This is a genomic window from Pseudomonas sp. HMSC057H01, assembly GCF_001836405.1.
In the GTDB taxonomy this organism is placed as follows: Bacteria; Pseudomonadota; Gammaproteobacteria; order Pseudomonadales; family Pseudomonadaceae; genus Pseudomonas; species Pseudomonas aeruginosa.
Genome location: NZ_KV828426.1, coordinates 113,211 through 133,514, shown reverse-complemented (window position 1 = coordinate 133,514; position 20,304 = coordinate 113,211). Strand labels below are relative to the sequence as shown.

General features: G+C 62.2%; 16 protein-coding genes and 1 tRNA gene. 8 read left to right on the top strand and 9 right to left on the bottom strand.

The annotated features are described in order from the left end of the window. On the top strand, positions 1-549 hold a 549-nt coding region (locus HMPREF2581_RS09015; protein WP_139181896.1), incomplete at its 5' end, for a TraB/TrbI/VirB10 family type IV secretion system protein. Then, positions 546-788, top strand: a complete 243-nt coding sequence (locus HMPREF2581_RS09010; RefSeq protein WP_016254220.1) for a DUF2274 domain-containing protein — start codon at positions 546-548, stop codon at positions 786-788. The genes HMPREF2581_RS09015 and HMPREF2581_RS09010, both read left to right, overlap by 4 nt. 651 nt (positions 789-1,439) lie before the next feature. Here HMPREF2581_RS09010 and HMPREF2581_RS09005 read toward each other — a convergent pair. Beyond that, positions 1,440-2,852, bottom strand: a complete 1,413-nt coding sequence (locus HMPREF2581_RS09005; protein ID WP_003138970.1) for an ATP-binding protein — start codon at positions 2,850-2,852, stop codon at positions 1,440-1,442. Positions 2,853-2,928: 76 nt separating this feature from the next. Here HMPREF2581_RS09005 and HMPREF2581_RS09000 point away from each other — a divergent pair, with 76 nt between their 5' ends. After that, a complete protein-coding gene (locus HMPREF2581_RS09000; protein ID WP_003090053.1) occupies positions 2,929-4,272 on the top strand; it encodes a response regulator c-di-GMP phosphodiesterase, NosR family in 1,344 nt (447 codons plus the stop codon). Positions 4,273-4,282: 10 nt separating this feature from the next. Here HMPREF2581_RS09000 and HMPREF2581_RS08995 read toward each other — a convergent pair whose 3' ends face one another. Continuing rightward, positions 4,283-5,890 carry a methyl-accepting chemotaxis protein gene (locus HMPREF2581_RS08995; protein ID WP_003090055.1) on the bottom strand — a complete coding sequence of 536 codons (1,608 nt, stop codon included), beginning with the start codon at positions 5,888-5,890 and terminating at the stop codon, positions 4,283-4,285. A 111-nt stretch (positions 5,891-6,001) separates the two neighbouring features. Beyond that, complete coding sequence (gene alkB1, locus HMPREF2581_RS08990; RefSeq protein ID WP_003090058.1) at positions 6,002-7,150, bottom strand: alkane 1-monooxygenase AlkB1; 1,149 nt, start codon at positions 7,148-7,150, stop codon at positions 6,002-6,004. A 346-nt stretch (positions 7,151-7,496) separates the two neighbouring features. On the opposite strand from alkB1, the gene HMPREF2581_RS08985 reads away from it, so the two are divergent. Next, positions 7,497-8,099 carry a nitroreductase family protein gene (locus HMPREF2581_RS08985; RefSeq protein ID WP_003090061.1) on the top strand — a complete coding sequence of 201 codons (603 nt, stop codon included), beginning with the start codon at positions 7,497-7,499 and terminating at the stop codon, positions 8,097-8,099. A gap of 65 nt (positions 8,100-8,164) precedes the next feature. Here the strand turns inward: HMPREF2581_RS08985 and HMPREF2581_RS08980 are convergent, their stop codons facing one another. After that, a complete protein-coding gene (locus tag HMPREF2581_RS08980; protein WP_003090062.1) occupies positions 8,165-9,064 on the bottom strand; it encodes a DMT family transporter in 900 nt (299 codons plus the stop codon). Between the two features lie 132 nt (positions 9,065-9,196). Between HMPREF2581_RS08980 and HMPREF2581_RS08975 the strand changes: the two genes are divergently transcribed. Together HMPREF2581_RS08975 and HMPREF2581_RS08970 are read left to right on the top strand one after the other, a co-directional pair. After that, complete coding sequence (locus HMPREF2581_RS08975) at positions 9,197-9,634, top strand: Lrp/AsnC family transcriptional regulator (RefSeq protein WP_003090065.1); 438 nt, start codon at positions 9,197-9,199, stop codon at positions 9,632-9,634. Positions 9,635-9,648: 14 nt separating this feature from the next. After that, positions 9,649-10,209, top strand: a complete 561-nt coding sequence (locus HMPREF2581_RS08970; protein ID WP_003090067.1) for a GNAT family N-acetyltransferase — start codon at positions 9,649-9,651, stop codon at positions 10,207-10,209. A 31-nt stretch (positions 10,210-10,240) separates the two neighbouring features. Here HMPREF2581_RS08970 and kynA read toward each other — a convergent pair whose 3' ends face one another. Together kynA and HMPREF2581_RS08960 are read right to left on the bottom strand one after the other, a co-directional pair. Next, a complete protein-coding gene (gene kynA / locus HMPREF2581_RS08965; protein ID WP_003138969.1) occupies positions 10,241-11,107 on the bottom strand; it encodes a tryptophan 2,3-dioxygenase in 867 nt (288 codons plus the stop codon). Between the two features lie 324 nt (positions 11,108-11,431). Next, entirely contained in the window at positions 11,432-12,022 is a 591-nt protein-coding gene (locus tag HMPREF2581_RS08960; protein WP_003108797.1) for an NADPH:quinone oxidoreductase MdaB, read from the bottom strand. Positions 12,023-12,445: 423 nt separating this feature from the next. On the opposite strand from HMPREF2581_RS08960, the gene HMPREF2581_RS08955 reads away from it, so the two are divergent. Next, positions 12,446-13,486 (top strand): hypothetical protein, encoded by a 1,041-nt coding sequence (locus HMPREF2581_RS08955; protein ID WP_003102461.1) that lies wholly within the window; start codon positions 12,446-12,448, stop codon positions 13,484-13,486. A 392-nt stretch (positions 13,487-13,878) separates the two neighbouring features. On the opposite strand, the gene HMPREF2581_RS08950 is transcribed toward HMPREF2581_RS08955, so the two are convergent. The 3 genes from HMPREF2581_RS08950 to HMPREF2581_RS08940 form a co-directional block, all read right to left on the bottom strand. Continuing rightward, a tRNA-Cys gene (locus HMPREF2581_RS08950) sits at positions 13,879-13,952 on the bottom strand. Between the two features lie 285 nt (positions 13,953-14,237). Beyond that, complete coding sequence (locus HMPREF2581_RS08945) at positions 14,238-14,771, bottom strand: ProQ/FINO family protein (RefSeq protein ID WP_003090076.1); 534 nt, start codon at positions 14,769-14,771, stop codon at positions 14,238-14,240. 90 nt (positions 14,772-14,861) lie between these two features. Then, positions 14,862-17,840: a response regulator gene (locus HMPREF2581_RS08940; RefSeq protein ID WP_003138968.1), complete on the bottom strand. Its 2,979-nt coding sequence runs from the start codon at positions 17,838-17,840 to the stop codon at positions 14,862-14,864. Positions 17,841-18,671: 831 nt separating this feature from the next. Between HMPREF2581_RS08940 and HMPREF2581_RS08935 the strand changes: the two genes are divergently transcribed. After that, entirely contained in the window at positions 18,672-19,532 is an 861-nt protein-coding gene (locus HMPREF2581_RS08935) for a fimbrial protein (RefSeq protein ID WP_226341673.1), read from the top strand. Positions 19,533-20,304: the final 772 nt, after the last annotated feature.

The following is a 20,304-nucleotide window of genomic DNA, read 5'->3' as shown; positions in this document are numbered from 1 at the left end:
GGCATCAAGTCCGACTTGCCGGGCGACGTGATCGGCACGGTGACAGAGCCGGTCTATGACTCGGCCACGGGCAAGTTCCTGCTGATCCCGCAGGGATCGCGCATCCTCGGCAAATACAACAGCCAGGTCAGTTACGGGCAGAGTCGCGTGCAGGTGGTGTGGAACCGGATCATCCTGCCAGACACGTCTTCGCTGACCATCGACAACCTGGTGGGTACCGACCCGGCCGGCTACTCCGGCCTCGAAGATGGCGTGGACTACCACTGGGGCCGCATCGTCGCCGGTGCGGCACTGACGACGCTGCTGGGCGTAGGTGCCGAGTTGGCCGCGCCCGAGAACCGCCAAGACGGCAACCGCATCGTGATCGCGGGGCGCGACAGCGCCCAAGACAGCATCAATCAGGTTGGACAGGAGATGACCCGGCGCAACATGAACATCCAGCCGACGTTGACCGAACGGCCGGGCCTGCCGGTGCGGATCATCGTCAACCGCGACTTGGTGCTGCGACCGTACCAGCCGATGTTCTTCAACCGGGGAGCGATGCGATGAGCACGGGTAAAAAGCTGCGGCTCGGGCCGCTACCGAAACTGGAATCCACGAAGATGACCTTCGCGTGCCCGGCCAGCCTACGGGCCGACCTCGACCGCTACGCGGCGCTGCACGCGCAGACCTACGGCGAGGCGGTCGATGCTGCGACGCTCATCCCGCACATGCTGGAGGCGTTCATGGCGGGGGATCGGGGATTCAAGCGCACGCACGCCATGAACGGAAAAGCCGCCCCCGCGTGAGCTGGAGCGGCTTTGGATTGGTGCCCGAGGCCGGAATCGAACCGGCACGCCTTTCGGCGAGGGATTTTCTTCCCACTTCGACTTTCGCCGCCGCCCTACTCAACGCAGGGCGTTCGTGGTCTGGAGCACGCCTTCACCATAGCCTTGCGGCCGTAGGTGCCCGCCGTCTGCTCTCTACACCTTCCCAAGCGATTGCTCGGGCTTGGCTCGGCGTTGGCTCGGTTGCCGAAGCATCCAGGGCTTTCGCCGAATTTGACGGGCTTCACTTCGGACGTTTCCCCCCGAAGGCTCAAATTATTCAAGTCCCTTGTGTCTACCGATTTCACCACTCGGGCGGAGTGCTCACCGCACTGAAAACACCTACTTCCATCTGTTGGCCCCTAGTTGGCCCTTGGCCGTCAAGCCAAGCTGTGCGACCGCAACTAGGATGCCCGCAAACCGTTGTCACTATTCACCTTTTGGCCCGGTAGCTCAAGTAGAAAAGACTTGACAAAAGGGATTTTAAGTCCCTTGCGTCTACCGATTTCGCCATCCGGGCAGGATCTCGCTTCAAGTGAGCCGGCAATGGGAACCAAACCGGCATCCCAACCTGAGACCCACCCCAAACGGTAGATAAATCATTGTCTTACGTTACCTTAAGCGGCGCAACAGTTAATTTCCGTGGGCTCCCCCCAGGTTGCCAGGCGATTCCAGGGGAAGCACGATCCGGAAAGCGCTGCCGACTCCCGGCTGGCTGCGTACCTCGATGGTGCCGCCGTGTTTCTGGACGATGCCGTAGGAGAGCGACAACCCCAGGCCGGTCCCCTTGCCTACCGGCTTGGTGGTGAAGAACGGATCGAAGATGCGCGGCAGGATCTCGGGGGAGATGCCCTGCCCCGAGTCTTCCACCTCGATCCAGGCATGCTCCAGGGTATGCCCCGTGCGAATCACGATGCGACCCCGCTCAGGCCCCATCGCCTGGGCCGCGTTCATCACCAGGTTCATCACCACCTGGTTGATCTGCGACGGCAGGCACTTCACCTCGGGCAGATCGCCGTATTCGCGGACCACGTCGGCCCGGTACTTCAGTTCGCTGGCGACGATATTGAGGGTCGACTCGATCCCCTGGTGCAGATCGGTCCACTGCCAGTCGTCCTCGGCGTCGACGCGGGAGAAGTTCTTCAGGTCCTGGACGATCTTGCGCACCCGCCCTATTCCCTCCCTGGATTCGCGCAGCAACACAGCGACATCCTCCTTGACGAAGGCCAGTTCGACCCGCTCGCCGAGCTGCTCCAGGCGTCTTGCCAGCGCCTCGTCGCGGATCGCGGGGCGAGCCTCTTCATAGGCTTCAAGTACCTCCAGCAAACGCCTGACGTGCTCCTCCAGGGTGGTGTAGTTGGAGGAAACGTAGCTGATGGGGTTATTGATCTCATGGGCGACGCCGGCGGCCAGGTGGCCGATCGAGGCAAGCTTCTCCGTCTGCACCAGTTGGCTTTCCAGCTCCTTGCGCTCGCCGATCTCTTTCTCCAGCGCCTCCTTGGCCTGGCCGACTTCCTGGGTGATCTCCTGGATGGCAGCCTCCATCCGGCTCATCTGCAATTGGAGGTGAGCCGTCACGTTCCACTTGGCGCTGAGATTGCCGGCCATCTGGCGGACCTCCTGTCCCTGCAAAGGCAGGCCGAGGAGCAGCAGGCGCTCTTCCGCGGCCCACGGCGCCAATAGCGGAAAATCGGCGGGAGGCGCATGCACCACGACCTGCAAGCGGGAGTCGAGACGCCAGAACCGCTCGAGAACGGGAATATCCGCGCCTACCGACGACATCCCGAGAAACACCACGGCATACGGCGCATCGGCCTGGAGGGCCGAGCGTATCCGCCCCAAGGCCTCCTCGGCGCTTCCCGCCGTATCCACCTGGTAGCCCCGCTCAGGCGCCACGGGAGGCGATTCGGCCTCTAGGGTTCCCTGCAACAACCCGCATACACGGTCTCGATCCGCCTGCCGCTCATCGATCACCAGCAAGCGCCGGTTCCTGATGGGTAACGCCTCCATGATCCGCACCTCCGCTCGCCCTGTCGCCGCGTGCATGCCCCTCGTCCAGGCCAGACTCGGACTATGCTTGCCTGAAGCACTCAGGCAAAACTCACCCGGTGGACAGACACTCATGAACGATAGCGCACCTCCTTCCAACGAGACGGAGATCCGCTTCAGCGTACTGCTGGTCGACGACGAGCCGCTGATCCTCAGCAGCCTGCGCCGGCTGCTACGCAACCAGCCCTACGACCTGTTGCTGGCGGAAAGCGGCGAACAGGCCCTGCAACTGCTGGAAAGCCGGCCCGTGGACCTGGTGGTGTCCGACGCCCGCATGCCGAACATGGACGGTGCCGCCCTGCTCGCGGAAATCCATCGCCGCTTCCCGGAAACCATTCGCATCCTGCTCACCGGCCATGCCGACCTGCCGACCATCGCCAAGGCCATCAACGAAGGGCGCATCCACCATTACCTGAGCAAGCCGTGGAACGACGACGAGTTGCTGCTGACCCTGCGCCAGTCGCTCGAATACCTGTATTCCGAGCGCGAGCGGCGGCGCCTGGAGCGACTTACCCAGGAGCAGAACGACCGCCTCCAGCAACTCAACGCCACGCTGGAAAAGCGCGTTCAGGCGCGCACCGCCGAACTGCAGCAGACCGCCGACATGCTCGACCTCGCCTATGAGGAGCTAAAGCGTAGCTACGTGGTCGGCACCGAGGTCTTCTCGCTGCTGGTCAACCAGCGCCTGCCCAAGGACAAGCAGACCAACCAGCAGATCATCGAACTGGTCCGCGCCTGCTGTGCCAGCGGTCTCGTCGACGAATCGGATGGTCGCGACCTGGCGATGGCCGCGGCGCTCTACAACATCGGCAAGCTGAGCTGGAACGACACCCTGCTCCGCTCGCCCTCGGACCTGCTCTATCACCACGACCGCGATCGTTTCCGCGGCTACCCGGAACTCAGCGAGTCGCTGCTGATGTCGCTGGAGCCGATGCAGGACGCCGCCCGCCTGATTCGCCATCACCAGGAGCACTGGGACGGCAGCGGCTATCCGGACCACCTCAAGGGCGAGTCCATCCCCCTGGGCTCGCGCCTCTTGAAGCTGGCGGTGGATTTCGTCGAGTTGCAGCGTGGGCTGATCCTCGAACGGCGCATGAATCGCGACGAAGCGCTGATCTACATCCGCAAGTACGCCGGCCGGCTGTACGACCCCGAGCTGATCGAACCGTTCATCCAGGTCTGCGCGACGACCCTTGCCGACGTCACCCTGGCCGATCCGCAAGTCCGTGCCCATGGCACCCGCGACCTGGTTCCGGGCATGGTGCTCGCGCGCAACCTCACCGCCAACAACGGCATGCTGCTGCTCAACGCGGGCAAGGTCCTGAACCTGGCGCTGATCGAGAAGCTGATCGCCTTCGAAGCGATCGAAGGCGCACGCTACACGCTGTTCGTGCGCCTCCCGGAGTCGACGACCTAGGCGGCCCCCGTCAGATCTTGAAGCGCTCCACCGACGAGCGCATGGTCGCCGCAACCTCGTTCAGGCGCCTGGCGGTGGCGGCCATCTCGTGCATCGCCTGGGTGTTCTGCTGCGAACGCTGGGCGATGAGCTCCACGCGCTGGGCGATTTCATCGCTGGCGCGCGACTGTTCGCGGATGGTCTGGGAAATTTCGTCGACCACCGACGCGGCATGACGGGTTCCATCGAGGATCTCGTTGATCGATACCCCAGCCTGACGAGCGAACGACACACCCTCGTTGACCCGGCTCACGCCGGCCTCCATGCTGTTGATCGCCTGCCCCGTGCTGGCGCGGATACGCTCGATCATCGCGGTGATCTCCTGGGTCGACTGGGTGGTCCGCGCCGCCAGCCCGCGCACCTCGTCGGCGACCACGGCGAAACCGCGCCCGGCCTCTCCGGCCCGCGCCGCCTCGATGGCGGCGTTCAATGCCAGCAGGTTGGTCTGCTCGGCGATCCCCTTGATCACCTGGATGATCGAATGGATCTCGTCCGACGACTGGCCGAGAGCGGTGATGCTGGTGGAGGACTGGTTGACCACGTCGGCGATGCGGCTCATCCCTTCCACCACGTTGAGGATCACCTGTCCGCCACTGCTGGCCAGCTCCTCGGACTTGGCCGAGATCACCCTGGCGTTGTCGGCGTGGTCGGAAATCTGCGAGATATTGGTGATCATCTCTTCCATGCTCGCAGCCATGCTGGTGGCGCTGTCGGCCTGTTGGCTGGCGCCGTGGACGATCGACTGCGAGGTCTGGCCGATGGACTGGGAGGTGTCGTGGAGCTCTTCGCTTTCCTGGCGGATGATGGTGATCATCTGCCGCAGGTTCTCCTGCATCTCGCCCAACGCCCGCTGCAACTGGCCGGCCTCGTCATTGCTGTCGACGCCGATCGGCTCCTGCAGGTTGCCCTGGGCGATCACCCGGGCCGATGAGACCAGTTTGCGCAGCGGCTGCAGGACGGCGCGCAGCAACTGGCGACAGAGCTGTCCGAGGACCAGGCAGGCGACCAGGATGCCGCCCGCGAGCATCCAGGCGGAATAGCGCATGCTGTCTTCGCGCGCCCGGTTGGTCTGCTCGACGTGTTTCTCGATCAGGCTGCTGAGCGCTTCGTTGCGCCCTTCCAGATCCTTGAAGGCCTGGACGAACTGCGGCAGCTCGGCCCGCGCCGCCACGGGATCGAGCAACGCCTTGCCGACGATGCTCTCGGCGGCGCCGATGTAGGCTTCCAGGTCGGGCCGCAACTCGACCAGCGCCTGGTGGATGGCGTCGTTGAGAGGCAGCCCCTGGTTCTGCTCGACTACCTTGCGAAACCACTGACTGTGCTCCTGCAGGTCCTCGCGGACCTGCTCGGCCGCCGCGCCGTCGCCGGGCTGGACCACGAACGCCGCCAGGACGTCGGCGCGCAAGGCGTCGTGCATCATGTCGCCTTCCATGTGGTTGCGCAGCGCATTGACGCTCAGCTCGTTCTCCGTCAGCGCCTTGCCCAACCGCAATTGCCCCCAGAAGCCGACCCCGCCGAGCAGCACCACAGCCACGATGCCGATGGCGCCCGAAGCGAGGATCCTCTGCCGAATGTTCATCCCTGGGCTCCTTTCCATGCGAGATATCGCTAAGGATAGCCAACCCCCGGCAAGGCGGAATTACCCGAACGAAGAGCTATCCGGGCACGGAGCGGGAGGCATCGGCGATGCTCAGGAGGCCGCCGGCCGCTCGCTCTGTTCGGCCGTCAACTGGAACTCTTCGCCCGCATAGTAGGCCCGTACCTTGGGATCCATGACCGCCCGCCACAGCGGCGGGATCAGCGCCAGCACCACCATCCCGGCGTAACCGCTGGGCATCTGCGGGCTATCGTCATAATGGCGGAGGGCCTGGTAGGGGCGTTTGGCGAAGGCATGATGGTCGGAATGCCGTTGCAGATGGAACAGGACCAGGTTGGTGAAGACGAAGTTGCTGTTCCAGGAGTGGGTATGGTTGGTCCGCTCGTAGCGCCCGTCCTCGCCCTTCCGCCGATGCAGGCCGTAGTGCTCGACGTAGTTGATGATTTCCAGCAGGGTCACCGCGACGAACGCCTGGCCAAGGAAGAAAACCATCCCCAGCCAGCCGAACGCCCAACCGAAACCGACCAGCAACGCCAGGCTCAGCAGGTACCACCAGATCAGTTCGTTCTGCCAGCCGAACACCGGCAGGCCCTTCTTGCGCAGCCGCACCGCTTCGAGGCGCCAGGCGTTGAGGAAGTTGTACTTGTAGGCATGCGGCAGGAACTGGTAGACCGACTGGCCGAAACGCGCCGACGAAGCGTCCTCCGGGGTGGACACATGCACATGGTGGCCGCGCACATGCTCGACCTTGAACCCCGCGTAGCACACGGCGGCCAGCAGGATGCCACCGGCAGCCTGCTCCAACGCCGAGTCCTTGTGGATCAGCTCATGGGCGACGACGATCCCCACCGCTCCCATCACCGTGCCCATCGAGAGGATCCAGCCCAACCGGCCGAGCCAGCCCCATTCCTGGAAAGCGACGAACACGCCAGCGGCCCAGACCAGCGTGCCGATGAGCACCGGCACCGTGGCCAGGGTCAGCAATACGTAGTAGCCCTGGCCGAGCAACTGCGGCGTCTGGGTTTCCTCGTCTGGGTTGGCCGGGTCACGACCGAACAGCATGTCCAGCAATGGCCCGATGCCGAATACCGCAATCACCAGGGAAAATGCCCAGAAGGCCGGATGCGCGCTGTCCTGGGCCATCCAGTAGTTGAACGGCATGGACAACGCCAGCAGCAGCCAGAGCCAATAGGCGTACTTCTTGATGGCCAGCATGGTGGTGGGAGAGAAATTTTCAAACATCGTGCGCTCCAGTTTTTGTCCGACAATCCTACAATCGAACCATCACCGAGCCGGGCCGCCGGGTCACCATCACTAAAGGTTGGCCGCCTCCCTGGCCTCCACCCTGCTTGACCTGAATCAACGGCCAGGTTCTCGCGGGTTTATGCCCATCGACTTTCTCGATATTCCGATTTCATCCGTACTCGCCATCCCTCGCTGTTGGCCTCGCTGGACTGCTGATACCCGGCTTTCCTGGGGAAACAGGACATCCATCGCATCAGTCGATAGGAATCACCGGTTATTTCCCATTGATCTCATCGAGGCCGTCGCTAATATCGAATCCAACTTCCAAACAAGGAGCCTCACGATGTCTGACGCATTCCTCTCCTCCATCAAGAACCGCCGCACCATCTACGCCCTGGACAAGCAACTGCCTATCTCCCAGGAGAAAGTCGTCGAACTGGTCAAGGAGGCCGTCTCGCACAGCCCTTCCGCGTTCAACTCGCAGACCTCGCGGGTGGTCGTGCTGTTCGGCGCCGAGCACGAGCAGTTCTGGAACATCGCCAAGGACGAGTTGAAGAAGATCGTTCCCGCCGACGCCTTCGCCGCCACCGAAACCAAGCTCAACTCCTTCGCTGCCGGTGCCGGCACCGTACTGTTCTTCGAAGACCAGACGGTAGTGCGCCAGCTTCAGGAGCAGTTCGCCCTCTACGCCGACAACTTCCCGGTGTGGTCGGAGCAGGCCAGCGGCATGGCCCAGTTCGCGGTCTGGACCGTCCTCGCCGAGCACAAGGTCGGCGCCAGCCTGCAGCACTACAACCCGCTGGTAGATGCCCAGACCCACAAGACCTGGAACCTGCCGGAAAGCTGGAAGCTGCGCGCACAGATGCCTTTCGGTGCCATCGCCGCCCCGGCGGGCGAGAAAGCCTTCATCGCCGAAAGCGAACGTTTCAAGGTCTTCGGCAACTGATCGGCCGAGATCGCCGTAGAAAAGCCCCGCCCCCGTCGCGGGGCTTTTTTCTTTTCCCCGCCGCCTCAGCCGCGCCGCACTGCCGGCCCCGGCAGGCGCACGCTCCAACCCTGCTGCATGCCCGCCGCGGCAAGCAGGATGGCGGCCACGCCAAGCCACTGCGCCAGGCTCAGGCGATGTTCGAAGACCAGCCAGTCCACCAGGATCGCCGCGACCGGATAGATAAAGGACAACGCACCGGTCAGCGCCGTCGGCAATTTCTGAATGGCGCCGTAGAGCAGCACGTACATCAGCCCGGTATGGACGATTCCCAGGGTCGCCAGGCTGGCCCAGGGAGCAACGCCCCGGGGCAGTTCGGCAAGGTTCGCCAGCGGTGCGAGCATCAGCACGCCGGTGCCCACCTGGATCAAGGCGATAAGATGCGGCGGCGTGCCTTGCAGGCGCTTCACGATCAGCGCGGCAAAGGCATACAGCAGCGCGGCAGCGAGCGCCAGGAGGATACCGAACAGGTAGTCCCCGCGCGGGGCGTCGCTGTCGCCGTGGGCGCTGACGATCGCCAGCATGCCGGCGAACGAAAGCCCCAGCCAGCCCAGCTTGCGCGCCGTGACCTTCTCGCCGAGAAACGCCGCGCCTAGCCCCACCAGCATGAACGGCTGGACGTTGTAGACCGCGGTACCGATGGCGATCGAAGCCCGTGAGTAGGATGCGAACAGCAACACCCAGTTGCCGACGATGAACACCCCGCTGAGGAGCGCCAGCAGGAACGCCTCGCGCCCCAGGCTGCCGCGGCGCAGGAAGCCCAGCACGGCACAGGCGACCAGCAGGGCGGCGAAACCGAATACGCAGCGCCAGAACACCACGTCCAGCACGGGCTGCCCGGAGAGCAGCACCAGCCAGCCAATGGTGCCGCAGATCAGCATGGCCGAAGTCATTTCCAGCGTACCGCGACGGATCGGATCGTTCATGAGCGCTCTCCCGCAAGACAGGCCTATGATTATCCAAAGCCGTCTTCCAGCCCTCCATCGCATTACTCAGGCAAAAACCCGTGACGACCTTTTTTATCAGGGCTATTTTGAAAAAAAACTTTCGAGGCCGACATGACCGACGACATCGACCAACGCCTGATCAACGCCCTCATGGCTGACTCGCGACTGTCCCTCAAGGCCCTCGCCCAGGTCAGCGGACTATCGGCCCCGAGCGTCGCCGAACGCCTGCGCAAACTGGAAGAACGCGGCGTGATCCGCGGCTACACCCTGGATGTCGACCCCCGCTGTTTCGGCTACCAGTTCCAGGCGATCGTGCGCATCCGCCCCCTGCCTGGCAAGCTGCACGAGGTCGAGCGACAGATCCAGGACATCGCCGAGTTCACCGAGTGCGACAAGGTCACCGGTGACGACTGCTTCATCGCCCGCCTCCAGGTCCGTTCGATGGAACAGCTCGACACGCTGCTGGACAGGATCAACGGCTACGCGGAAACCAACACCGCCATCGTCAAGAAGTCCCCGGTTAAACGCCGGCTCCCCCCGATGACCTGAGCGAGGCACTCCGCATGCCCACACCCGGCACGGGTTCCGTCCCGGACCTGCAACTCGTCCCGTTCCAGCTGGAACACTTCCCCACCCTGCAACGCTGGTTCGCCACGGAAAAGGAGCTGGTGCAATGGGCCGGCCCCGCCCTGCGGCATCCGCTGAGCCTCGAGCAGATGCATGAAGACCTCGCGGAAAGCCGCCGACAACCGCCGCTGCGCCTGCTCTGGAGCGCTTGCCTGGATGGCCAGGTCATCGGCCATTGCCAGTTGCTGTTCGACCGCCGCAACGGCGTCGTCCGCCTGGCTCGCATAGCCCTGGCGCCAAACGCACGCGGCCAGGGCCTGGGGCTACCGATGCTGGAGGCGCTGCTCGCCGAGGCTTTCGCCGACGCCGACATCGAGCGCGTTGAATTGAACGTGTACGACTGGAACGCTGCCGCCCGTCATCTCTATCGACGCGCGGGGTTCCGCGAAGAAGGCTTGCGCCGCTCCGCCACCCGGGTCGGCCGGGAACGCTGGAATGTCGTTCTCATGGGGCTTTTGCGGCAAGAGTGGGCGGCGGGAGGCGCCGGCAACGACTGAGGCGCAGGCGGATGCTGCGCCTCATCCGGTACTACAGGTTGGAACGGAGCCGCCACAGTTCGGGGAAGAGGATGGTATCGAGCATGCTGCGCAGATACCCCACGCCCTCGGTTCCGCCCGTGCCGGGTTTGAAACCGATGATGCGCTCCACCGTGGTCACGTGACGGAAGCGCCACTGGCGGAACGAATCCTCCAGGTCGATCAGTTTTTCCGCCAACTGATACAGGTCCCAGTAGCGCTCCGGCGTCTGGTAGACCTGTCGCCACGCCGCCTCCACCGAGGCCTCGTAACAGGTGCCGGCCGCCGCGTCCCGGACGAGCCGCTCCTGGCTTACCGGCAACCCCTGGGCGGCCATCAGGCGGATCGCTTCGTCGTATAGCGACGGCGTATGCAGGGCCTGCTCCAGGGCCGCCAGCAGCTCGGCGCGGTGAGCATGGGGCTTGAGCAGGGTGGCGTTCTTGTTGCCGAGGATGAATTCGATCTCGCGGTACTGGTAGGACTGGAAACCGGAAGACTGGCCCAGGTACGGGCGGATGGTGTTGTACTCGGTCGGCGTCATGGTGGCCAGCACCGCCCAGGCGTGTACCAGCTGGTCGAAGATCCGCGAGACCCTGGCGAGCATTTTCAGCGCCGGACCGAGCTTGCCTGACTTGACGTGCTCCCGGGCGGCCCGCAGTTCGTGGAGCATCAGCTTCATCCATAGCTCCGAGGTCTGGTGCTGGATGATGAACAGCATTTCGTTGTGGTCGGGCGAAAGCGGGAACTGGGCGTCCAGGACCTTGTCCAGCTTCAGGTAATCGCCGTAGCTCATCGCATGGGTGAAGTCCAGGGCGGCGTTATGCCACTCAGCCTCTCCGTCCGTTTCTCCCTGGGCCTGGGAGTGAGGGCAAGGACACATGTGAATCTCCTGAATTCGGCGGCAGGCGTCGGAAGTCGATGAGCGACCTGCCAGCAACGTTGTCGGGGGTGGCTTCGACACGGTCGAAGCGCGCTCATTTTACGATGCGCCCATTCGAATATTCGTGCAAAGCATCCTTTCCTCCCCGTCCCCGATGAAATCTAATTCGACGGATCGATGGAAAAATCGAATTTCGGATCACTCGCGGGTCGTGGCCGACAAAAGCCCGGATAGCGGATCCGTGACCGTTAGGCCTCGTCCCGAGAGCCTGGTTCTCTCCCCGCCGCCCCACCCAGCGAAGCGACACGCAGCCCGCCGTCGAACTCAGCCGGCGCGCCCGAACACCCTGTCCAGGTGCGCCTGGTAGGCAGCGACGGCAGCCGGGACGTCCGGGCGCTTCATCACATCCACCGCGAGGAACGTCGGCAGGCCGGACATGCCGAGGAACTGGTTGGCCTTGTGGAAGGGGAAATACACCGCATCCACGCCTTTCCCTTCGAAGAAGTCGCTCGGATCGTCGAACGCCTGCTGCGGCGCATTCCAGGTCGCCGAGATCATGTAGCGCTTGCCCTGCACCAGACCGCCGCTGCCATATTTCTGCGTGCTGTCGGAGCGGGTACGGCCGTCGTTGGCATAGAGGCTGCCATGACCGGCCGTGAAGACTTCGTCGATGTAGCGCTTCACCGTCCACGGGGCGCCCATCCACCAGCCGGGCATCTGGTAGATCACCACGTCGGCCCAGAGGAACTTGTCCACCTCCGCCGGGATGTCATAGCCGCCGTCGATGAAGGTCTGGCGCAGGTCGAAGCCACGGCGGTCCAGATGGGCCAGGGCGGTTTCGTGCAGGGTCTGGTTGAGGCGACCGTCGGAATGGGCGAAACGCTTTCCGCCGTTGAGCAGGAGAATGTTTTTCATGGTGTTCCGTACATGCTGGAACCGCAGCGGAGATGCCTGCCGATCCCGGGTTGAAGAGAGCGGCAGGTTAGATAGGCGCAGGGAACGGAAAAAGTCGTACGGCGGTAAAACAGATTTGATCCGCACTCACGAATCGCCAGAAGAGCTGGGATCCGCGTCTTCATTGCGCCCCCACGCAGCCAGCCCTCGATGACCGGCACGAACTCTACCCGCAGCGAGCCATCACCAACGCAGTACGCACTGGCTCGCCAGCATTCGAACGCATGTGAGTACCCAGGATTGCAGCAACAGGCTGTGACGCGCTCGACTCAAACGCTCCTTCCTACGCGCGGGACGAACGCTCCTTGGGAATCCGCAAGGAGTAGATTAGGATTCTTCCCGCACTCGCCTTAAGTCATTGGCCCGTATAGATAAGGATATCTCATGAAAACCATCGCTCGGCGTCTGAGCCCCTTCGCGATCCTGCTCCCGGCAAGCCTGTTGTCAGCCTGCGCCTCCCTAGGCAACGCCGGACTCGGCGGCTCCCAGCAGAATCCCACCAACCAGCTCCTGAACATGATCGATGAGGCTACCCGCGAAGGCATGTCCGTGGTGCTGGTACCGGCGCTCATGCCCAACAAGAGCGTGACGGACCTCTCCAGCTACTCGCATCGGGTCATATTCAAGAACAAGGACGTGCCCGGGATCGCCTACATGCAGGCCTTTGCCAACAACGACCTGGAGAAGATCAAGGAAGCCGTCTATCTGTGGGACTTCCTCGAGGTCAACATCGTCCCGCCGGGAACCTACCTGCTGTCCGGAGGGATCGACTACAAGATCGACAGCACCCTTGCCCAGATCAAGGCGCCAAAGGGGCAGCCGGCTGCCAGCCCACTTGGTTCGGTGAACCTGTCCGCCGTGCTGTATCGCCGGTTCGTGAAGGAGAACTACTGGCGCGACGCCTCCTATGCAGACAAAACCTACACACAGAATGTCTGCAGCGCCGTGCACATGGCCTCCGGCCAATGCGTGGGCTGGACCGAGCAGCAATACAGCCAGCGGGAAATGGTCTCGGATGCCGGTTGGGCCGAAGGCACGAAGATCGAGGATGTCCCCTCCATCAAGCTGCAAGCGCAGATACCCGACGCCTATGCCCCGCTGTCCTTCACCATTCAGCCTGGGCAGATCCTGCTCAGCGATCGGTTCCACTTGAAGACCCCGGCCGTGAGCTATGACAGGAAGACCTGCAAGGCCGTGGACACGCAAAACATCAAGTGCGCCTTGCAGGATATCCAGGTCTTCATGAGGCCAGCGCCCATGGAGCTGACGAAAAGGTTCATCGATCGCGAGCAGCCAAGGCTTGATGAAACGGGCCGCCAGGTGCTCGCGCGGATCCAGCCGATGAAAACCGAGATACTCGGCGAAGCAGGCATGGAAGACCTGACCTGGGGCCTGCCGGTTTCCTTGAAACGCAAGGCAAGATGAAACGGGCCCTCCGCTAAGCGCCTTCCGCTCGCGGTCGCCACAACGGTTGATCGATAGAGGCCCGGAAGGCAGGCGGCAGGACAGACCGGCTCGGCTGGTCATGTTCGATGACGACCAGCCGATGACCGACCCAGACCGGATCTTGCGTCCAGATAAAAGCCGCGCACGGGGCTGAATTGCAGGCAACGGCTGAAAACGTGACAGGTGCTGGGGTACTCCTCGGACACTCCGGGAAAGTAGTAATTACGGAGCGGCTTATCGGGAGAGGGAGGCGGTTGCGAGGCCGTAAAAGTATGAAAGCGTTATGGGGACACCCCAAGGAACTTGCTTCAGCAATACCGGACAGGAAAGAAAAAAGCCCCGTAACTCACTGAGCTACGGGGCTTTCCTGTTGGAGGCTGAGGTCGGAATCGAACCGGCGTTCACGGATTTGCAATCCGGTGCATAACCACTCTGCTACTCAGCCTTTGAGCGAAGCGACATGCGTTTGGCATATCGCTGAAATCTCTTTCCTGGTGCGATTTTGAACTTATAACCCTTTGATTTCAAAAGATTTTTAGCTCACCCATCGCTGGAATGGACGCAATTATGGACGGATTCGCCGGGCTTGGCAAGCGCTCTACGAAAAAAACTTTGCAGATCAGGCTATTGCGTAGCACAAGCCGGGAGAAACGGGCCCAGACGTCCGCGGGCCCCGCGGCGACCGGCAACCGAGGAGCGCGCCAGGATCCGACGCGCCCTGCCCCGGCGATCAGTTCGCCTCGGGACTCGCTTCGGTTGCGGGCGCTTCAGGCGTCGGCGCCTCCGTGGCGGCCGGCGCTTCGCTACCTGCCTGGGCACGCTTGGCGCGCTTCTCGCGCATCTGCTCGCGCTGCCGGCGAGACGCCTGCCGCCGCGCATACACCGCCTGCTCGGCGGTTACCTTGCCGGCAACCTGGCCTTGCAGATCCAGCCGCGGCGCATCTTCCACCATGCAACTCCAGTAGCGGCTGCCCTGGCACCAGGTGGCGATGGCCTGTTTCAGTTGTTCGGCGGTGATTCCCAGTAGCTCGAGGTGCTGCTGCGCATCCTGGAGGATGCCCTGCTTGAGCGGAACCTTGGCCGCGGGGCTTTTCGGAAACGCCAGCGGGAAATGCCGTTGCAGCCTCCAGATAGCCTCGACTCCCGGCTCGACGGCTTCACGTTTCTTCGCGCGTCCCGCGGAGCTTTTGGTTTGAGCCGGTTTCGCCTGCGCCGCCTGTGCGCGCAGACGGTCTCTCAGCTCGGCAAGTTGTTCAAAACCCATCGTTCGCTTCACTAGTGCTGGTTCATTTCTGCGAGAGATTACCCGATACATCCGCTCGCGGCACGCAAAACGGCAACCAGTCGGGCACTTTCATTGCGAATCGACGCTCGTAGGCATGAGCGGCTCTCCCCCGTTCAGCGCCCGAGCGAGCTCATCGAGCGTAGTCGGCTTGAACAGGACCCGGTCCATGCCGGCAGCCAGGCAACGCTCCAGCGCATCCTTCTCGGCGCTGGCGGTAAGCGCTATCACCAAGCAGCGACGCCGACCGCCAAGGGCTTCTTGCGAGCGGATCCGTCGCGCCAGCTCGTAGCCATCCATCCGCGGCATCATGCCGTCGGTAATCACGACGTCGAAGTCTTCGCCCTGCCAACGTTCGAATGCTTCCTCGCCATCTTCCGTGGAGGTCACCCGGTGCCCAAGGCTTTCCAATTGCATGGTCAGGGTCAGCCGATTGAACGGATGGTCTTCCGCAAGCAATATCGAGAGCGCCCTTGCCTCTTTCCGCTCCTCGACCTCGGCAACTCCGGAACGCGCTTCGCTGGACTCGCTGGGCGGAGGTTCGGTCAGCGGAAGATCGAACTCGACCGAGAAGCAGGAGCCGTTGCCCAGCTCGCTGCGCAGGCTGATCTGGCCGCCCATCAGGTGTACCAGGCGTCGGCTGATGTACAACCCCAGGCCGCTGCCGGACGCCTGGCCAAGCGCAGGCGAGCCGACCTGCGAGAATGGCCGGAACAGCCTGGCCTGGTCCTCCTCCGAAATACCGAGGCCGGTGTCGCTTACCTCGAGCAGCAAATGAAGCCTCTCCGCCTCGCGCCGCCCCACCGCCCGCACCGTTACCCCACCGCGCTCGGTGAACTTGATGGCGTTGCCCAGCAAGTTGAACAACACCTGCTTGAAATGCAGGGGATCCACCAGCACCCACTGCTCGAGATCCCCGTCGAGTTCCAGTGCCAGGGAAAGATTCTTCTGCCGCGTCAGCCCGCCAACCAGCGGCAGGATCCCTCTGATCAACTCGCCAGGAAGCACTGGTTCGGGAGCGGAATCGAACCGACCGGATTCGATCCGCGACAAATCGAGAATATTACCCAGCAGAAGCAGCAACCCCTGGGCAGCTTCCTGGGCGATGCTCAGCGAATCGAGATCCAACACGCCCTTCTCGCCCTTTTTCAGCACCAGCTCCTGCAAGCCGATGACCGCGTTCAATGGCGTGCGGATCTCGTGACTCATCGTCGAAAGAAACACGCTCTTGGCACGGTTGGCAGCGTCAGCTTGCTCTTCTGCCTGGCGGGTCTTGCGCACCTGGCGCATCAGGTAGAAACCCCAGATGAGAGAGATGGAAATCAGTACGCCGAACAATCCGCCGATCTGCAGAATCTTGCTCCGGTGATCGCGCCAGAAGTCCGTCCCTCCCTTGGCGAAGCGAGGCTCCCAGCGGTGGAGGATTTCCGCCACTTCTTCCGGAGCGATCGCCAGCTGCGCCTTCTCCAGGATGCCCTGCAGCTCGGGCTGGTTCCTCGCCACACCGATGCTGATCGGAATGGAGAGATCATCGAGGATACCGACGACCTGGATCCGGTTGTCGAAATGCTGGGCGGACAGATAGCGACCGGTATAATCGCTGCTGATAGAAGCCTCGCTCTGTCCGGCATCGACGCTTTGCATCGCGGCGAGAAAGGTCGGATAGACCTGGAGCTTGATCTCAGGGTGATCGCGCCGAATGGTGTCGTTGAGGAAATAGCCAACCGTCGTGGCCAATCGCTTGCCGTCGAGATCCGCGAGGCCATGGACACGCTCCAGCCGTTCGCCCCGGCCGCCCCGGCTGGCGCTCATCAGCACCGTGGTGCTACGCAGGTAGGGAGTCAGGACCTCGAGGCCGGAATCGAGACGCTCCGTCGAGGGCATGGTCGGCGTAACCAACGCTTCGCCCGCATCCAGTCGACGTTTCGCCTCGACGAAGTTTCGGGCTCCGCTGAAGGAAAACTGCAGGCCGCTGCGCTTGCCGATCAGGTCCAGATAGTCACGCCCGATACCGCTCAGCCGCCCCTCGCTATCCAGTTGCCCGAGCGCGCCAAGGGAATGGTTGATCACCACCGGCACGACCGGATGCGTGGAGAGCCAACGCTGTTCCGCCGGCGCAAGCGTCACCCTGGGCTCGTCGAAACGCAGGCGCCGCCCGGCGCTCCAACTGCGCAACAGTTCGTCGCCGTAGCGCCCATTGATACGCGGCAGGGCTCGATCGAGGACCGCGAGCAGAGGCTCATCCCCCGGCCGGAGCAGGAAACGGAAACCCTGGCTGTCGATGGGCGCGAAGTTCTCGATACGCAAGTTCAGCAGGTAATGGGTCTGGATGAGATAGTGCGCGGAGACGGCGTCACCCAGCACGCCATCGACGTCCCCCATGCTCAGCGCTTCCAGGGCAAGCTGCGGCGAGTCGAACCAGATGACCTTGCTGTGCGGATAGGCGGCCTTGATACGTTCGGCGGGAAGATAACCCTTGACCGTGGCCAGCCAGGACTCCGCCTGCGAATCGAACGGGGCGCCGCTGGAAGACACCAGTACCGGCCGGTCGGAAAGATACGCAGCGGATGCCAGCAATCCGTGTTGCCGGGCCTCGACCTCGCTACCGACACCGAGCAGATCGATCTCTCCCCGCGACAACGCAGCGATTGCCGCCTGCCGCGACGGAAAGTCCCTGACACGCAACGGCCGCTCGAACACCAGGGCCAGGTAATCGGCCGTGAAGCCCTTGTAGGAACCTGCGTAGAAGATGGATAGCGGCGGATAGTCGGGAGAAACCACGCCTATCGTCAGCGGCTCCCGGGCATCCAGCCACTGCCTGGCTCGTTTGTCGAGCCAGGGGCGCGTCGTTGTCGTCATACGACCATCGAGCAGGATGGATTCGGCCGCGACGGGCAGCGGCTGCAGGATGATCGGCAACAGGCAAAAGACCGCGGACAGCAACGACCTTGTCAGCATGTCGAGTCTTCGATGGCAAAGTTCTCCGGCCGGATAGAGGGCATGGCATCCGCGCCCCAGAGCCTGCGGACACATCGGCACCGATGTCGCCATGTTAGCAGGTGAACGGGTATTTTTCCCAGACAGCCGTGGCGGAAACGAGCGGCTGCCGGTGTTTTTACGCTGATACGAAAAAAGGGCCTCTCGATCCTTTTCGAGGTTCTGCAGAACTTGGTGAAATCTGCATATCGATATCCTGGAGCGGGAAACGAGCCTCCATGATACTGACTCCAAAGGAGAGCCTTGCACTCACCTCGGATCGATGGACTGAATTAAGGACTAGTCTTCGAGACAGGACAGGCAGGCACCGTCGAGGAACGCCAGGCAGCCATTGCGTGGCCCTTCCCATGAGTTCCTTTCCCAGCCTTCCGCGCCACGGCTTTTCCCGAAGCCGCTCCACGAACGCTTCATCCTGCGGCCGCAGCTCCTGCCCCATAGCATCGCAGGAAGACCGCCTTGCGATGAATCCGCCGACAGGATGCGAGGCACTACGCCTGGCAAGCATTCCCGCCAGAGACCTGCGCAACCTCAAGTGTTATGGCTGGTTGAGAGGATCAGATTCCAGCGTTACTTCCAATCAGAAAGTTAAGAAATTTCATACAAGCCCCCCGGACCGGTCCTGTCTCAGTTGAAAGACCAGGGATGGAATAATCAGCGTGAGCAAATCATCCTACGAGTTCAAGGGTTCCCGTGAAAAAGCCAGCTCCCGCACACATCAAGCTACTCTTCTGCATTGGTATATCGACCGCTGGATGCCTTTGGTCGCTCTCCTCGGTGGCCTATTGCGGCAAGCCTGAACTACCTACCAAGACCCCCCTGCCGATACAGAGCCTCCAATCCGTTTTCACCTTGAAGCACGCACCGATCGGTAAATCGATGGGAACAATGACCGTGCAAGTCGGCTCAGGAGAAACTCTAGGTGGCTGGGCGTGGTGCGGAAGTGACGGAAAGCCCGGACAATTCGGTTTTACAGCTCCCAAAACTACCCTCATTCCAATAGATGGAAATGGCCTCTATGAGTCTGGAGTGCCAGGGGTCGGTATCAGAATTGGACACCGAGCACGCTATAACTGGACCGAACCGACAGCAGCTCCCGCCACCTACCCCACGGGCAACATCGGCACCATGCGCTATATGCCCACTGTTCTCGTAGTTGATTTCATCCGAACCGCAATGGGAGTAGGAAAGGGAGACATCACCCCTTTTAACTACTCAACCAATTTTTTCATCGATACCAACTACACAAATCCATCCAGGGCTGAATTCACCATAGAGGGATATAACCTTCGCGCAACGCTTGAACATAACGCTTTCTTCACCACGTGCAGCACACAAAAGTCGACCATTGATGTCAACATGGGGCGCCCAACGGCGTATGACATCAAAAGAGGGGCTGTGCCAGATCATGGCTTTTCACTGGATGTTGTGTGCGAAGGACTCAATCCGAGTGTCAAACCTCCTGTGAAGGTCTACTTTGAAGGAAACTCGATCCAGGATGGCCTGTTGAACCTCACAGGCAGAGGAGAAGCCGGTGTAGCCCAAGGAGTCGGCATTTCGTTGATGTCCAGTAAAGGAGCGGCATTGCCATTCACCCAAGCCAAGGCCCTGCCCCTGGACTGGCTGGCCAGCGGTGCTGGGACGGAGATGTACCGCTTTGTGGGATCGGCTCGCTATGTCGCCACTGGCGGAAAAATCACCGCGGGTAAAGCTGACTCCATTTTGACCTACATCCTGGAGTACAACTAACCCAGCAGAACCGGTCGGTCGAACCGAACCCGGCCCACACTGCGGTACAACCAACGCATCGATGAGGCGACGCCGATGCCCACCAGCTTCCGGAATGAGCGCCTCCCCGTCGGCTCCGCCTAAGTTGAATACCTAGAGATAAGGGGGCTCGCTCTGCGCGTAACTCATCGACCGCATGAACGGGTCAAATCGCGGGAACCGACCCAATGCCGGGTCGTCGATGCGACAGGGCATTCCGATGACTCGGTAGATGTTCTTCGAGAAGGCGCCCCTTCCACACACCGGGCTTCCCGGCACTCCTGTGTCCGTTGCTCGCAAGAGCCGAGCGCATACGATCAATTCGCTGACACGACGCATTGGCTGCGAGCCTCCTTGAGAGCGACTTCAGGATAGCTGCCCGACCAAGCGCCTTTTGCTTGTCCTTCCAGCGATAGGGGAAATGCCGGCTCTTGCCATCCTCGGGCGAAACAGCCAGGGAAAGGCCATCGATGACCAAGGCTATATGGACCTTGCCGGTGGCCTTCGAATGCCGAATGGCAACGCACCATGCTCAATGCTCAATGCTCTATTGCGCGGATCAAGGGATAGACGATCTGTAGCCGCCGCCCAGCACTGATGCACTAAAGAATGGACTAGAAGATGCTGGCCGATGCCGGGCCGATGGAACCCGCCGAAACGAAAAAAGGGCCCTAAGGCCCTTTTTTCAATGATCTACAGGCAAGCCTGTGGATCTATATCTGGAGCGGGAAACGAGACTCGAACTCGCGACCCC